Here is a 14729-nt window from a genome sequence, read left to right on the forward strand (position 1 = left end):
GCCTTCTTCCACGGATATTCCACTGCCATGAACGCCACGACGCCGGCTGCCGGCGACACCGCCTCCCTGATCGACCTTGGCCACCGCTATTTCCTGCCCGTGTACCGGCAGCGCGAGCTGGTGCTGGAGCGAGGCCAGGGCGCGCGCCTGTGGGACAGCGAAGGCCGCGAGTACGTGGATTTCGCCGCCGGCATCGCCGTGTGCGGCCTGGGCCACAACGACCCGGACCTGCACGCGGCCCTGGTCGAGCAGGCCGGCAAGCTGTGGCACACCAGCAACATCTTCTTCAGCGAGCCGCCGCTGCGCCTGGCCGAGGAGCTGGTGACCGCCAGCCGCTTCGCCGAGCGCGTGTTCCTGTGCAACTCCGGCGCCGAGGCCAACGAGGCCGCGATCAAGCTGGTGCGCAAGTGGGCCACCGCCCAGGGGCGTGCCCCGCAGCAGCGGGTGATCGTCACCTTCCGCGGCAGCTTCCACGGCCGCACCCTGGCCGCGGTCACCGCCACCGCCCAGCCCAAGTACCAGGAAGGCTACGAGCCGCTGCCCGGCGGTTTCCGTTATGTGGACTTCAACGACATCGTGCAGCTGGAGACGGCGATGGCCGCCGGCGACGTGGCCGCGGTGATGCTGGAGCCGGTGCAGGGCGAAGGCGGGGTGATGCCGGCCGCCTCCGGCTTCCTCAAGCAGGTGCGCGCGCTGTGCGACAAGCACAATGCACTGCTGGTGCTGGACGAGATCCAGGCCGGCATGGGCCGCACCGGCACCCTGTTCGCGCACTGGCAGGACGACGTGGTGCCGGACATCGTGACCCTGGCCAAGGCCCTGGGCGGCGGCTTCCCGATCGGCGCCATGCTCGCCGGCCCGAAGGTCGCCGAGGCCATGGGCTTCGGCGCCCACGGCACCACCTTCGGCGGCAATCCGCTGGCGGCGGCGGTGGCGCGCGTGGCCCTGCGCAAGCTGGCCTCGCCGCAGATCGCGGCCAACGTCTCGCGCCAGTCGCACGCGCTGCGCGAGGGCCTGGCCGCGATCGGTGAGGAGTTCGGCGTGTTCGCCCAGGTGCGTGGCCGCGGCTTGATGCTGGGCGCCGTGCTCAAGCCCGAATACGCCGGCCGCGCCGGCGAGATCCTCGACCTGGCCGCGCACGAGGGCCTGCTGCTGCTGCAGGCCGGCCCGGACGTGCTGCGCCTGGTGCCGGCGCTGAACATCACCGACGCCGACGTGGCCGAGGGCCTGGCGCGGCTGCGCAAGGCCATCGCCAAGTTCGTCGCCTGACTGGCGAGGGGCGCCGCAAGCGCGCCCCCAGGCCGCCGGGCGGTGTCGCAGGATGCTGGGCAGCCGCCCCAGCGGGTCGCGCACGAAGAAGCGGCGCACGTCCAGGGCTCGGCGGCCGCACCGTATTCCGGTGCAGGCCGGCCGCGCGCCCCCGGCGTAGCGCCTCGTCCAGGCCGTCCACCTCGATGCAAGATCGGGCACCGGCGTGCCCGGGCCGCCTCGCTGGCAACGCCCCGCTGCACGGCCATGCGCGCGCGGCGTTGCCGCAGGTGCGGATCCCGGACCAGCGAAGCGCATCCAGGTTCCTCCGGGGAAGAGCGTGAGCGCGCGCTCAGGCCAGGCCGAAGCGTTTCAGCACCCGGCCCAGGGCGCGGGCGTCGCGCACGCTGTCGGCGTGCAGGCCCGCGCGGCGTGCGCCCTGCACGTTGGCGAACAGGTCGTCGATGAACAGGGTATCGGCGGCACTCCAGCCCAGGCGCTCGAGCGCGCGCAGGTAGACCTGCGGCTCCGGCTTGCGCCCGCCCAGGCTGCCGCTGCACAGCACCCGGCCGCCCAGCCGCGGCGCCAGCGGCGCGGCCACCTGCAGCACCACCCGCGCGGCCAGTTCGCCGTTGTTGGTCAGCACCGCCATCGGCAGTTCCGGGTCCAGCGCCAGCAGCCGTGCCAGCGCGCGTTCGTCGGCAGTGGTGGCCGCCACCCGCGCCTGCAGCCAGGCGGTTTCGTCCACGGCCGCGCCGATGCCTTCGCCCAGTTCGCGCAGGTAATCGGCCGTGGAAACCCGGCCGGCGTCGTAGCGCGCTTCCAGCCCGGAGCCATACAGCGCCTGCCACACCTGCGCGAAGCTCGTGCCCGCATGCGCGGCCAGGCATGCCACGCGCTGCTCGCGCCGGTAGTGGGCCAGCACGTTGTCGAAGTCCAGCAGCAGCTGGCGGATGCGCGGCCTCATCGCCGCTCCGGGGCCCGCGCGCCGCCGCTCATGGCTCCCGCGGCAGGGCGGCGCCGCACTTGCGGCAGTGCCAGGCATCGGCCTCGTGGTCGTCCAGTCCGCAGCTGCCGCAGCGCGCCTGGCGCCGGCGCGGCTGCAGCGAGCGCGCCAGCTCGGCGGTGTAGATGCCGGTGGGCACGGCGATGATGCTGTAGCCGATCACGATCAGCAGCGAGGTGACGAAGCGGCCGAACGGGGTGGCCGGGGCGATGTCGCCGAAGCCGACGGTGCCGACGGTCACGATCGCCCAGTACATGCCGGCGGGGATGCTGGTGAAGCCGTTGTCCGGGCCCTCCACCACGTACATCAGCGCACCGAACACCACCACGATGGTCAGCAGCGCGGCGATGAACACCAGGATCTTGCGCCGGCTGCGCACCAGCGCCTGGATCAGCACCCCGGCCTCGCTGGAATACTCCACCAGCTTGAGCACCCGGAACACGCGCAGCAGGCGCAGCGCGCGGATCACGGTGAACGAGGCGGTGGCCGGGAACAGCAGCGACAGGAAGGTGGGCAGGATCGCCAGCAGGTCGATGATGCCGAAGAAGCTGAAGGCATAGCGCAGCGGCCGCTTCACCACCCACAGCCGCACGCCGTATTCCACGGCGAAGGCCAGGGTGAACAGCCACTCGGCCGCGTACAGCCAGGCGTGCCAACGCACCTTCACCGAGGGCATGGAGTCCAGCAGCACCACCGCCACGCTGGCCAGGATGACCAGGATCAGCGCCAGGTCGAAGTTGCGCTCGTCCGGGGCGTCGTGGTGGAAGATCACCCGGAACCAGCGGTAGCGCCGGCCTTCGCTGGAGGCCGGCAGGTGCTCGCGCTCGAACAGGCTGCCGCCGTCCGCGTGCGGGCCGGCGCCGGGCTCAGCCGGCGCGGTCATCGGCCAGGCTCCGGAACGCGGCGCGCGCGGCCTCGAGGGTGGCGTCGATCACCGCGCCGTCGTGGGCGCTGGAGAGGAAGCCGGCCTCGTAGGCGCTCGGGGCCAGGAACACGCCGCGCTCGAGCATGGCGTGGAAGAAGCGGTTGAACGCGGTGGTGTCGCAGGCGGTGGCCTGGGCGTAGGTCTCCACCTTCTGGTCGGTGAAGAACAGGCCGAACATGGCGCCGACGTGGTTGGTGGTCAGCGGCACGCCGGCCTCGCGCGCGGCGGCCTCGAAGCCCTCGCACAGCTGCGCGGTGGCCGCGGCCAGGCGCGCGTGGAAGCCCGGCTCCTGGATCAGCTGCAGCATGGCCAGGCCGGCGGCCATGGCCACCGGATTGCCGCTGAGGGTGCCGGCCTGGTAGATCGGGCCGGCCGGGGCGATCTGCTGCATCAGTTCGCGGCGGCCGCCGTAGGCGCCCACCGGCATGCCGCCGCCGATGATCTTGCCGAAGGTGGTCAGGTCCGGGGTGATGCCGTAGTGCGCCTGGGCACCGCCCAGGGCCACGCGGAAGCCGGTCATCACCTCGTCGAAGATCAGCAGCGCGCCGTGCTTCGTGCACAGCTCGCGCAGGTGCTGCAGGTAGCCCGGGCGCGGTGGGATGCAGTTGGCATTGCCCACCACCGGCTCGATGATCACCGCGGCGATCTCGCCGCCGATCTCCCCGAACAGCTTCGTGGCGCCCTCGAAGTCGTTGTAGCTGAGGGTGGCGGTCAGCTCGCTGAGGCCGGCCGGCACGCCCGGCGAGGTCGGCACGCCCAGGGTCAGCATGCCGCTGCCGGCCTTGACCAGGAACGAGTCGCCGTGGCCGTGGTAGCAGCCCTCGAACTTGACGACGCGCTGGCGGCCGGTGGCGCCGCGCGCCAGGCGGATCGCCGACAGCGTGGCCTCGGTGCCGGAGTTGACCATGCGCACCATCTCGCAGGACGGCACCAGGCGGGTGATGGTCTCGGCCATCTCCACCTCGGCCTCGCACGGGGCGCCGTAGGACAGGCCGTTGCCGATCGCCTCCTGCACCGCCTCGCGCACCGCCGGGTGGTTGTGGCCGACGATCATCGGGCCCCAGGAGCCGACGTAGTCGATGTAGCGGTTGCCGTCGACGTCGAACAGGTAGGGGCCGTCGGCGCGCTGCACGAAGAACGGCTCGCCGCCCACCGACTTGAACGCACGCACCGGCGAGTTCACGCCTCCAGGCAGCAGCTGCTGCGCGCGGGAGAACAGGGCGTGGGAGCGGTCGTGGTTCATCGGGACGGTTCCAGTGCGGCGAAGCCCCGTATTGTAGGCCCCGCCGCCCGCGCGCGCCCCGCTCAGGCCGCCGGCGTGGCCTGGAAACAGCGCTGGTAGGCCCGCACCGCCGCCAGCGGATCGGGCGCGTCGAACACCCCGCCGATCACCGCCAGCAGGTCGGCGCCGGCCTCGACCAGGGCGCGGCCGTTTTCCGGGGTGATGCCGCCGATCGCCACCCGCGGCACGCCCAGCGCCGCGGCATCGCGCAGCAGGTCCGGGGTGGCGCGCCGGGTCACCACCTTGGTGGTGGTGGGGAAGAACGCGCCGAAGGCCACGTAGCTGGCACCGGCGGCCACCGCCTCGCGCGCAAGCTGCAGGCTGTCGTAGCAGGAGGCGCCGAGGATGGCGTGCGGGCCGAGCAGGGCGCGGGCCGCGGCCAGGGCGCCGTCGTCCTCGCCTAGGTGGGCGCCGGCGGCGCCGATCTCCGAGGCCAGGGCCGCGTCGTCGTTGACCAGCAGCGGCACTCCGGCGCGCGCGCACAGGGCCTGCAGCGCCGCGGCCTGCTCCTGCCTCAGCGCCGCGCTGGCGGCCTTGTTGCGGTACTGCAGCCAGGCCACGCCGGCGCCAAGCAGCGGCCCTACCCGCTGCAGCAGGCGGCTGGTGACCGGCTCGTCCGGGGTGATCAGGTACAGGCCTCGGGGGCGGGGGGCAGGGCTCATCTCGACTCCGTCGTGCGGGCGCCTGTGGGACAATGGCGCCCCTGACGCAGGCCTGCATTATCCGATGAGCGAGACCGACAACGCCCCTTACCGCAGCTGGATGTGCGTGGTATGCGGCTTCATCTACCACGAAGCCGAAGGCTTGCCGGAAGAGGGCATCCCGCCCGGGACGCGCTGGGAGGACATCCCGGACACCTGGACATGCCCGGATTGCGGGGTCACCAAGGACGACTTCGAGATGATGGAGATCTGAGCCGGCACCGCGCCCCGGCGGGCGTGGGCGGGCTCAGTGCAGCACGGTGCGCTGCCCGGCTGCGTCGATCAGGCGTTCGCGGATCGCTTCGGCGTCGGCGGCGTCCGGGGCCAGCTGCAGGTAGCGGCCCAGGTCGCGGCGCGCGCCCTCGATGTGCCCCAGCTCCATGTAGGCCAGGCCGCGGTCGCGCAGGGCGTCGGTTTCCTCCGGCACCAGCCGCAGCACGCGGTCGGCGCTGCGCGCGGCGCGCTCCCATTCCCCGGCGGCGGCGTACACGCCGTGCAGGTTGCGCAGCACCCGCGCCAGGATCGCCCGGTGCGGGGCGGGGGTGAGGATCTGCAGCAGCACCCGGTCGTCCGGGACCTCGCCGCCCAGGTGCGGGCGCACCCGCTCGCGCAGCTCCTCCACCGCCAGCGGGCGGCCGCCGTTGAACGGGTCCATCACCAGCAGGCCGCCGTCCACCGGCAGCCGCACCAGGAAGTGCCCGGGGAAGGAGACCCCGTCCAGCGGCACGCCCAGGCGGCGGGCGACCTCCATCTGCACCATCGCCAGCGAGATCGGGTTGCCCAGGCGCCGCTCCAGCACCTGGTTGAGGTAGCTGTTGCGCGGGTCGTAGTAGGCGTCGTGGTTGCCGCTGTAGCCCAGCTCGTCGAACAGGTGGCGGTTGATCGCCGCCATCTTCAGCGCGGTCGACGGGATCGCCTCCACCTCCGGCCGCAGGTGCTCGACGTGCGACTGCACCAGGGCGTCGTACTCGGCCGGGTCCAGCGCCGGGTACTCGTCGCGGGCGATCAGCAGGGCGGTCGGCAACAGGGGCAGCGCGGCATCGTCCAGCGCTGCCAGGGCGTTCCAGTCGGGAAGTTGGATGCGTGTTTTCCCCATGCGCCCAAGACTGGGGTCGGGCGCGGCGACAATCAAGCCCGGGCGCGGCTACTCCGCCGCCGCGGGGATCCCCGGGCCGAAGCGCAGTTCAGCCCCCTCGGCCACGCCCAGCCGCGCCGCCTCGCCGGCGTTGAGCTCCAGCACGTAGCGGGCCGGGGCGCCGCTGGGGTAGACCGGGCAGTCGCGGGTGCGGCACGGCGGCACGTCGCGGTGCTGCGAGACCAGCCGGCGCTGCTCGTCGAAGTACAGGATGTCCAGCGGGATGCGCGTGTTCTTCATCCAGTAGGCCTGCGGCCCGAACCAGTCGTGGATGAAGAGCATGCCGTGGCCCGGCTCCAGCCGCTCGCGGTACATCAGCCCGCGCGCGCGCTGGGCCTCGGTGGCGGCGATCTCGACCTGGAAGCGCTCGCCGGCCAGCTCGACCCAGTGGTCGCTGGCGGCGGCAAGGCCGCTGCCCAGCAGCAGCGCGGTCAGGACGGCAAGGCGGCGGAGCAGTCGGGGCATGTGGACTCCCAATCAGCGTCGAAGCGCCCAATCGTAGCCGTTGGGCCGGCAGATGTGCGCACGCACGTGGGTAAGTGCCCGGCCATCCAGCAAGAAGGCCGGATTCGACCAGGAGGTCGGGCTGGCTAGCCTTGGCGTCACCAGCGCGGCCAGCCAAATCGTTGGACGGCTGGCGGGGGAGCATGGGGCGCGAGCCGTGGACCTGCCTGGGAGTTGTGCCCATGCACCATACGGATAGGAATGGAGGATCGGCGCGTCAATTTGCCCCGACAGAAGACCTGGGCCTCCCTGCTGGCGACTCGCCTCCGGCTGGCACGGCATTGCTTGCCAGCGAGTCCGCAGCCGATGATCTCCTTCGAACACCGCATTAGCTGCCACTCGGCAGCGAACTCAACAAGTGCACGCACCGGGTCTGTGGTGTTTTTCTGAGCTTCCTACGCGGCAGCGAACTTTCAAGCGTGCAGCGAATGCCTCTCCACGCCTTTCTGAGCTGCCTACGCGGCAGCGAACGGCATCTGGGACGTCGACATCTCGGTCAACTGTTTCTGAGCTGCCTACGCGGCAGCGAACCTGGAGTGGTTGGGAGTTACTCACATGCCACTTTTCTGAGCTGCCTACGCGGCAGCGAACAAGCCCATGCCTCAGCTCTCGTTACTGCGCTCTTTCTGAGCTGCCTACGCGGCAGCGAACGGGGATCACCCGCGTCGTCTGCTGGTCGCGGATTTCTGAGCTGCCTACGCGGCAGCGAACCACATCGCCGGCCTTGCTCCCGATCCGGTCGATTTCTGAGCTGCCTACGCGGCAGCGAACTCGCGCAGGGGTATTGACACGCCTACCGTTTTTTTCTGAGCTGCCTACGCGGCAGCGAACGCCGTGTGATGCTCGACGTTGGTGCTGGCGTATTTCTGAGCTGCCTACGCGGCAGCGAACAGCGACGCTCGCAAGGTCAAGGCCGCCGACATTTTCTGAGCTGCCTACGCGGCAGCGAACCTGCTGGAGGCGTTCGTGGACGGCATCCCGCATTTCTGAGCTGCCTACGCGGCAGCGAACTGCCGGCGCGGCCAGTACGGCGTGCGGATCGATTTCTGAGCTGCCTACGCGGCAGCGAACTCGTGGAATAACTACACCGATGCGCTTTGCAATTTCTGAGCTGCCTACGCGGCAGCGAACCCGATCAGCGCCCGCACCGGGTCTGTGTTGTTTTTCTGAGCTGCCTACGCGGCAGCGAACGGCTCCCTGGCTGACTTCGTCTGGCTGCACATTTTCTGAGCTGCCTACGCGGCAGCGAACCGGCTGCCGCTGGGTGCGCCCCGAGGGGAGCTTTCTGAGCTGCCTACGCGGCAGCGAACTGCGGGATGCGCACGAACGGCCGGGACATCTGTTTCTGAGCTGCCTACGCGGCAGCGAACAAGACAACCTAGACACAATCGGGCTTGCGGTATTTCTGAGCTGCCTACGCGGCAGCGAACGAAGAACCGTTGGATATACGAGATGCCTCGCTTTTCTGAGCTGCCTACGCGGCAGCGAACGAGCCGATCCGCACGCCGCGTACGCTGCTGCTTTTCTGAGCTGCCTACGCGGCAGCGAACTGCACGATCCAGATGGCGCACGCGTCCGCTTTTTTCTGAGCTGCCTACGCGGCAGCGAACGCGGAGGCGAACGCGTTGCTGACCCGGCCGATTTTCTGAGCTGCCTACGCGGCAGCGAACGGAAGACGGATCCGGTCGACACGATGCTGCGCTTTCTGAGCTGCCTACGCGGCAGCGAACGAGCTGCCGTATGTGGCCATCCACCGCGCCGATTTCTGAGCTGCCTACGCGGCAGCGAACTGATCGACGCCGCCATCGCAGCGGCAAACGGATTTCTGAGCTGCCTACGCGGCAGCGAACTGCAAGACGACAAAATCCGGTTCCGCGCCGCGTTTCTGAGCTGCCTACGCGGCAGCGAACGTGCTGTAGTAGCTCCCCGACACGCCCCTCAGTTTCTGAGCTGCCTACGCGGCAGCGAACGGTATCCTCCGCAGCTGGACCGGCGGGCGGGTTTTCTGAGCTGCCTACGCGGCAGCGAACTTGAACTGGGACAGGGAGACACGGCAGTACAGTTTCTGAGCTGCCTACGCGGCAGCGAACATCGAGCAGCGGGACCGGGACTATTTCGAGCATTTCTGAGCTGCCTACGCGGCAGCGAACTACGACAAGTCGCGTGAGGACGTGCGCTTCGTTTTCTGAGCTGCCTACGCGGCAGCGAACGACGGCGGCCTCACCATCGCCGACCTGTACCTTTTCTGAGCTGCCTACGCGGCAGCGAACCGGCGGCGCTGCTGCAGCTGGCCGCGCTGGACTTTCTGAGCTGCCTACGCGGCAGCGAACGGAGGTGCCGGGCACCGCCCGCGAGGGCGTGTTTTTCTGAGCTGCCTACGCGGCAGCGAACATCGGCGTTGCGTCCTCGGTCCTGCACGACCATTTCTGAGCTGCCTACGCGGCAGCGAACGCCTTGGATACGGAGCGGGAAGAAAGGCGGAATTTCTGAGCTGCCTACGCGGCAGCGAACCCGCCGACATCATCCGGCGCGACCCCAAGAAGTTTCTGAGCTGCCTACGCGGCAGCGAACGAGGCGCGATGCAGCAGGCCCCGGAGCCAGTCTTTCTGAGCTGCCTACGCGGCAGCGAACAAGTCCGGAGAGTTTCCTGCGCCAGTTCGGCTTTTCTGAGCTGCCTACGCGGCAGCGAACTCCGAGCAGCACAGCTACGGCACCGTCGTGGTTTTCTGAGCTGCCTACGCGGCAGCGAACGATAGGCCACCGCCTCCCCGCTCGGCGCTGCGTTTCTGAGCTGCCTACGCGGCAGCGAACGCGGATCGTCGTCTATCACCGCGGCGTCAGGCCTTTCTGAGCTGCCTACGCGGCAGCGAACGCCTACATGCAGGGCAAGGGCCAGGGGGCGCTTTTCTGAGCTGCCTACGCGGCAGCGAACCCCACCAGCTGAAGAAGTGGAGCCGGTACTCCTTTCTGAGCTGCCTACGCGGCAGCGAACGCGGACTTCATCCACCCCCACGGGCGCGCTCGTTTCTGAGCTGCCTACGCGGCAGCGAACCAGCGCAGTCGTGATTTACTGTCACCACGGTCTTTCTGAGCTGCCTACGCGGCAGCGAACCCCTTGCTCGCCTTAATCAGCGCATCACGCAATTTCTGAGCTGCCTACGCGGCAGCGAACGCGGCAACGCCCGCCTGATCCAGCCTGTAGCATTTCTGAGCTGCCTACGCGGCAGCGAACCTGCGACGTCGACGTGCAGGACGACAAAATCCTTTCTGAGCTGCCTACGCGGCAGCGAACGCGCTGGCCGCCGCCCTCGAATCGGCGCGGGATTTCTGAGCTGCCTACGCGGCAGCGAACTCATGCCGCCGCCTCCTGGTTGCTGGTGCGCATTTCTGAGCTGCCTACGCGGCAGCGAACGCCTCCTGGTCGAGCGGCCGCTCTGGACTGCGTTTCTGAGCTGCCTACGCGGCAGCGAACACCTCGAAGTTGACGCCGTCGTGGCTGGCCATTTTCTGAGCTGCCTACGCGGCAGCGAACGGCGTCCGCCTGCCGGAGCATACCGTCCGGGATTTCTGAGCTGCCTACGCGGCAGCGAACGTGTGGCGTGGCCTGCGAGACTCGGCTGGGGTTTTCTGAGCTGCCTACGCGGCAGCGAACCTTCTGCGTCTGGACTGACGCAGAGACGGCGTTTTCTGAGCTGCCTACGCGGCAGCGAACGAGCAGCGCTGGCGCGACGACCTGGCCGAGCTTTTCTGAGCTGCCTACGCGGCAGCGAACAAGACGCAGCTCCGGGTGTGGCCCTTGCGTGGCGGGCGCCAAGGCCACATTCCGGAGCTCAACCCCTTTTCTTCAGGGGGTTCGCAACTTGTTGATTTTTCAAAGAGCCTGAATTTGCCCCAAAAAAAGGGGGTCAGAACCATGGGATGGTGGCGCCGGCTTCACCAAGACCGTAGCTGTTGAAACGGCCTGGAACCGGAGCCAGTTGCAACGTCCCCATGGCGATGAACAGGCAGAAGGCCTGCCCGCTGCTGAGGCTACGTAGATGCAGGTAGGGCAAGTTCGGGTTTTCGGCCGCGGAGTCAGGGATGGCGCGCGCGGCCTCCTCCGCTGTTTCGCCCTTCCGTCGCATGCGTCGCCGCCGTAGGCGTTCAACGCTGGTCTTGAACTGCCGACGTCGGACATTGCGATGCATCGCATCCGCAGGCACGGGTAGGACGCTGCCCATGCGGACATGGTCACGCAGGCCACGTAGCCAGTCGGAAGACAGCAAGTCCCGCAGGACGCCGTTGTCGCCGTGAAGACGAAGGACGTCTCCGATGGACCGGGGAATCACAGAGTATTCCGGGAAGCTGGCGCCGATGGTGTCGAGCCGTCGCTCGACCAGGGTGCGGTGCAGACGGTCGTACAGGGCGCCCATCAGCACCGGAGCGGCGGTTTCGGCATCGGGCAGGACCGTCAGGTCTACGTAGTGACTGGTCATGTCAGCCGTCCGCCTTGCCGAACACACCGCCGCGGATCAGGGTGGCGATGACGAAGTGCTGCTGCTCCAGGGGTGGCACCTTGCCGTCCACCACCCAGCCATCGAACAGGGTGTAGAAGTCCATCTTCGCCTTGGGCTGGCGCCAGGCTTTGCCCTGCGTGGTGACCGAGCCGTAGGGCTCCACCGCGATGGGCCCATTCTCCTCGGCGCCCGGATACCAGGTGTCGATGGAACGGATCGCGTTGCCGATCTTCTGGGAGTGGATGGCAGCCGTGCCACCGACGTGGTACAGCGTCTTGCTTTTGTCGCCGCGGCCATGCTTCAGGATCAGTTCCTGCGAGGGGAACACCTCCTGGCCGGCGCCGATGCGGACGAAGGCCGTCACCTGCAGCAGCACGTGGGCCCGGCCGGACAGACCAGAAGCGATCACGTCCGCCAGTGCGGAAACGGCCTCCGCGTGGGCCGACGGCGCGTCCATGTCGCGCAGGGAGATGGACAGGGCGTCGAACACCCACGCAGCCGCGGGCTTGCCGTCCTTCAGCTGTGCCACACGCACCTCGGCCTGTTCGGCGCCGATGCGGTTGCGCCACAGGAAGCGCCCGTTGGCCAGGTTGAGGGCATAGCGGCGGGCCAGCTCGGCGAAACCGTTGGCCTGCACATAGCCCTGCACCGTCTCCACCAGCCTGTCGCGGTAGGCGCGGTCGTTGCACGCGGAGGGCTCGCCGACATTGCCCAGCACACGGAGGGTGAACTGCACCTTCAGGGTGTCGGCATCGGCCGGCAGCGTGGCTACGTCCACGGTCTGCGGGTTGGGGTTCTCGATCTTGGCATCCAGCTTGGCCGGATCCTGGTCCTTAGCCTTGAGCCGGTTGGAGATGGTGCCCCGGACGGACTTTTCGTGGACGGTCACCGGCTGCCAGCCGTCGGCGGCATCGCGTTCATCCCAGTTGCCGGAGAACAGCAGGGCGTCGGACGGATCCAGCTTGCGCTCGAAGGCCAGGACGGAGGCGGTTTTGATCTTGTTGCTCATGACGGAATTCCTTGTCTTGTCAGTGGGTGGCAATCAAACGGCAGGCGGCGTGGGGTGGCCGTCCGGTGGGTAACCATTCCGGCAGCGGTAGAGGCCGGAATCGGGTTGGCTGTCGGCCCACCAGAGCAGCTCCTCGGGGCGCCGCAGGCGGTGGGCTCCGATCCATTCGCCGATGGAGTAGAGGCTCTCGACGAAGCGGAACGGCGTGGCCTGGTCCCTTGCGTTGCGTACGCGTCCTGCCGGGTACAGCTCCGACAGTGCGCCGTATCCGACTGGGATGGGCACGATCCATCCGCCCTGCAGGCTGCGGCTGGAAACCCAGCGTCCCTTGCCATTGTCGGCATCGGGCAGGTAGTGCCGGTCGTTGCGGGACAGCGACAGCCAGGCATCCAGGCGGGTGGCCTGTGGCGATGTGGCGCGCAGCTGCTCCAGGCGTTGCCCGATGAGGTCCGCGCGCTCGACCAGGGTGGAACCGGGCAGAAGGCGGCAACGCAGGCGGTGGAATTCGCCTTCCCAGCGATCGCCCCGCATGTCGGCTACCCAGGGACGGTGACGAGTGCCTGCACTCTGGGTTGCTGGCACGACAGTGCCACCGGCGATGCGCATGCCAGCGACCAGGTTGGCCAGGGTTTGGAGGTCACATGCCTGCCGGTCCTGCTCCCATTCGTCCGTGTAGACGGCGAGTACCAGGCTCAGTTCGAGGTGGATGCGGCCCTCCTCGACGATGGCAGCGGTACCGCCGTCCTTGTCCACGGGGTTGCGGGTCAGCCTGAGTGCCTTGACGTAGCCATCGGTGACCAGCTCCTGCCAGTCGTGGCAGACCACGCCGACAGCATTGAACGCCAGATGCTCAAGCCCGGCCGCAACCGCCTTGCGTTCCAGGGCCCACACCAGGCCGAGGAAGGCGGTCATGGACGGGAAGCCATGCGTGAGCGGGCTGGAAACGGCATTGGCATTCTGCACGCGCAGGTGCGGCAGGACGACCAGATGCGTGTACTGCGGACACTGGCTCATGCCGCACCTCCCACCGCCGCCCGGCGCCGCATCGGTGTTGGCCAGGCCACGTCGAGAATGGCCTGGCAGGCGAAATGGCGCATCTCCACCTCCGCCGACGCCACCAGCCTGGGGCTGCGCTCCCGTAGTTGCTGGTTGAGCCAGCGCCCGAAGTCGGTGGCTACCTCGTCGGCCCAGTCGCCTTTTTCGTACTCGCGGATGAAGGCTTCGTCATCGGCCTGCCATTCGGGACGCCCGGGATCGGTGCGCACCTCCAGCGTGGTACGGTCCGGGTCCAGCCAGAGTTGCTGGTGCCTTGGGAGTTCGCATTGCGGATCGCGGGTCCATCCGGCCTGTTGCTGGGATCGGATGGTCGCGCCGAACTCCGCCAGTTCCAGGCAGATGGCCTGTTCCAGGTCTTCGCGCCGGTTGCGTGTTTCGATTGTCGGATCCGGGTTGCTCGCCAGGAATTCCGCCAGCGCAGCCACCCGTTCCCGCATGGCGCCGAAGTGGATGAGGCCGGTGAAGGCTGACGCATGGCGGAGCAGGCGGACGCCACGCGCCTTCCATGCAGGAGGCGGCAGTGAAGGCAACAGGTAGTTGAGGCCACCCCGCTCGCTATTGAGCTGGCTGATGTTCTGGGAGTTGGTTCCGCCCAGCTTGCGGAAGGCCAGGTCGCGGTATTCGCGGCAGGGGACTTCCGACGGCCGGTTTTCGCGGAATGCCTTGCGCGCCTCCATGTTCGCTTCGCCGAACCATGCCGACTGGATGTCTGCATGGACGGCATGCGCCAGCGAGCTGGAAAACAACGGTTGCAGCAGGTGGTAGTGCCCGTCATCGCGGGGGTCGTCTCCCACCAGCCAGTACACCTGCTTGGCCAAGGGGTGGGAGGCAGGTGCTTCATCCTGGCGTACCAGCGAGGCGAACGCGGCCATCCATGACTCCGCTTCGATAGGATCGTCACTCAGCGCCGCCTTCAGGTCGGCATCGCCGGCACGCATCCAGTCCAGCAGGCGTCGTCCTTCCACCTCCGTCCTGAGGAACTTGAACACATCCAATGCCGCCGTGCCCACCGCGTCCTCGGCGAAGCCACCGTCCAACACGTGGCTGCCGATATCGGGATGCGGTGGCAGGTTGGAGGGTGGTACGTGCAGGCTGCTTCCGCGCGCATCGGGATGGGTGGCCTTGAGGACGTGCGTCACGACCTGGATCTGTCCCACCCGCCTGGCGGCGTCAGCCAGCCAGGCCCGGTATTCGTACTTGGCCGGGTCGTAGTTCCTGTCCTGTTCCTTGGCGGACCTGCGTTCTTCAATGAAGCCAGAGATTGCTTCCCGAAACCGGGCTGCTCTTCGTGTATCCGGGTTCATGTTTCCCCTCATCCTTGGTGGTCCCAACTGCATCAAACCTGGTTTGAGTCTCAGAGGCTGATA

At 68.4% G+C, this 14729-nt stretch carries 12 protein-coding genes and 1 CRISPR repeat array; of the genes, 2 read left to right on the forward strand and 10 right to left on the reverse strand.

What is annotated here, in order from left to right; all coding sequences use genetic code 11:
- The first annotated feature begins 27 nt into the window (after positions 1-27).
- On the forward strand, positions 28-1269 hold the full coding sequence (locus EIM47_RS14455; protein ID WP_125077309.1) for an acetylornithine transaminase: 1242 nt from the start codon (positions 28-30) through the stop codon (positions 1267-1269).
- Positions 1270-1600: 331 nt separating this feature from the next.
- On the opposite strand, the gene EIM47_RS14460 is transcribed toward EIM47_RS14455, so the two are convergent.
- The 4 genes from EIM47_RS14460 to thiE form a co-directional block, all read right to left on the reverse strand.
- Positions 1601-2215 (reverse strand): HAD-IA family hydrolase, encoded by a 615-nt coding sequence (locus tag EIM47_RS14460; protein ID WP_125077310.1) that lies wholly within the window; start codon positions 2213-2215, stop codon positions 1601-1603.
- Between the two features lie 28 nt (positions 2216-2243).
- Positions 2244-3137 (reverse strand): ion transporter, encoded by an 894-nt coding sequence (locus tag EIM47_RS14465; protein WP_240626252.1) that lies wholly within the window; start codon positions 3135-3137, stop codon positions 2244-2246.
- The gene (gene hemL / locus EIM47_RS14470; protein ID WP_019398859.1) at positions 3121-4422 is read right to left on the reverse strand and encodes a glutamate-1-semialdehyde 2,1-aminomutase; all 1302 of its coding nucleotides are present in this window, start codon (positions 4420-4422) and stop codon (positions 3121-3123) included. The genes EIM47_RS14465 and hemL overlap by 17 nt, the downstream gene beginning before the upstream one ends.
- Before the next feature lie 62 nt (positions 4423-4484).
- The gene (thiE, locus tag EIM47_RS14475) at positions 4485-5123 is read right to left on the reverse strand and encodes a thiamine phosphate synthase (protein WP_028915106.1); all 639 of its coding nucleotides are present in this window, start codon (positions 5121-5123) and stop codon (positions 4485-4487) included.
- Positions 5124-5187: 64 nt separating this feature from the next.
- Here thiE and EIM47_RS14480 point away from each other — a divergent pair, with 64 nt between their 5' ends.
- Positions 5188-5376 (forward strand): rubredoxin, encoded by a 189-nt coding sequence (locus EIM47_RS14480; protein ID WP_019398857.1) that lies wholly within the window; start codon positions 5188-5190, stop codon positions 5374-5376.
- Positions 5377-5409: 33 nt separating this feature from the next.
- Here the strand turns inward: EIM47_RS14480 and EIM47_RS14485 are convergent, their stop codons facing one another.
- The 6 genes from EIM47_RS14485 to csy1 form a co-directional block, all read right to left on the reverse strand.
- Entirely contained in the window at positions 5410-6258 is an 849-nt protein-coding gene (locus EIM47_RS14485) for a SirB1 family protein (RefSeq protein ID WP_028915104.1), read from the reverse strand.
- A 48-nt stretch (positions 6259-6306) separates the two neighbouring features.
- Positions 6307-6762, reverse strand: a complete 456-nt coding sequence (locus EIM47_RS14490; protein ID WP_028915103.1) for a DUF192 domain-containing protein — start codon at positions 6760-6762, stop codon at positions 6307-6309.
- A 362-nt stretch (positions 6763-7124) separates the two neighbouring features.
- A CRISPR array of direct repeats spans positions 7125-10573; the repeat unit is 28 nt; unit sequence TTTCTGAGCTGCCTACGCGGCAGCGAAC.
- Between the two features lie 133 nt (positions 10574-10706).
- Positions 10707-11276: a type I-F CRISPR-associated endoribonuclease Cas6/Csy4 gene (cas6f, locus tag EIM47_RS14495; protein ID WP_125077311.1), complete on the reverse strand. Its 570-nt coding sequence runs from the start codon at positions 11274-11276 to the stop codon at positions 10707-10709.
- 1 nt (position 11277) lies between these two features.
- Positions 11278-12306 carry a type I-F CRISPR-associated protein Csy3 gene (gene csy3, locus EIM47_RS14500; protein WP_125077312.1) on the reverse strand — a complete coding sequence of 343 codons (1029 nt, stop codon included), beginning with the start codon at positions 12304-12306 and terminating at the stop codon, positions 11278-11280.
- A gap of 33 nt (positions 12307-12339) precedes the next feature.
- Positions 12340-13320: a type I-F CRISPR-associated protein Csy2 gene (csy2, locus tag EIM47_RS14505; RefSeq protein ID WP_125077313.1), complete on the reverse strand. Its 981-nt coding sequence runs from the start codon at positions 13318-13320 to the stop codon at positions 12340-12342.
- The gene (csy1, locus tag EIM47_RS14510) at positions 13317-14666 is read right to left on the reverse strand and encodes a type I-F CRISPR-associated protein Csy1 (RefSeq protein ID WP_125077314.1); all 1350 of its coding nucleotides are present in this window, start codon (positions 14664-14666) and stop codon (positions 13317-13319) included. The genes csy2 and csy1 overlap by 4 nt, the downstream gene beginning before the upstream one ends.
- Positions 14667-14729 lie beyond the last annotated feature (63 nt).

This window comes from Pseudoxanthomonas sp. SGT-18, assembly GCF_003931645.1.
In the GTDB taxonomy this organism is placed as follows: Bacteria; Pseudomonadota; Gammaproteobacteria; order Xanthomonadales; family Xanthomonadaceae; genus Pseudoxanthomonas.

Excerpts from the sequence above, each read along its gene's own strand:
- EIM47_RS14455 (WP_125077309.1), top strand. The coding sequence starts at position 28 with ATGAACGCCACGACGCCGGCTGCCGGCGACACCGCCTCCCTGATCGAC.
- EIM47_RS14460 (WP_125077310.1), bottom strand. The coding sequence starts at position 2,215 with ATGAGGCCGCGCATCCGCCAGCTGCTGCTGGACTTCGACAACGTGCTG.
- EIM47_RS14465 (WP_240626252.1), bottom strand. The coding sequence starts at position 3,137 with ATGACCGCGCCGGCTGAGCCCGGCGCCGGCCCGCACGCGGACGGCGGC.
- hemL (WP_019398859.1), bottom strand. The coding sequence starts at position 4,422 with ATGAACCACGACCGCTCCCACGCCCTGTTCTCCCGCGCGCAGCAGCTG.
- thiE (WP_028915106.1), bottom strand. The coding sequence starts at position 5,123 with ATGAGCCCTGCCCCCCGCCCCCGAGGCCTGTACCTGATCACCCCGGAC.
- EIM47_RS14480 (WP_019398857.1), top strand. The coding sequence starts at position 5,188 with ATGAGCGAGACCGACAACGCCCCTTACCGCAGCTGGATGTGCGTGGTA.
- EIM47_RS14485 (WP_028915104.1), bottom strand. The coding sequence starts at position 6,258 with ATGGGGAAAACACGCATCCAACTTCCCGACTGGAACGCCCTGGCAGCG.
- EIM47_RS14490 (WP_028915103.1), bottom strand. The coding sequence starts at position 6,762 with ATGCCCCGACTGCTCCGCCGCCTTGCCGTCCTGACCGCGCTGCTGCTG.
- cas6f (WP_125077311.1), bottom strand. The coding sequence starts at position 11,276 with ATGACCAGTCACTACGTAGACCTGACGGTCCTGCCCGATGCCGAAACC.
- csy3 (WP_125077312.1), bottom strand. The coding sequence starts at position 12,306 with ATGAGCAACAAGATCAAAACCGCCTCCGTCCTGGCCTTCGAGCGCAAG.
- csy2 (WP_125077313.1), bottom strand. The coding sequence starts at position 13,320 with ATGAGCCAGTGTCCGCAGTACACGCATCTGGTCGTCCTGCCGCACCTG.
- csy1 (WP_125077314.1), bottom strand. The coding sequence starts at position 14,666 with ATGAACCCGGATACACGAAGAGCAGCCCGGTTTCGGGAAGCAATCTCT.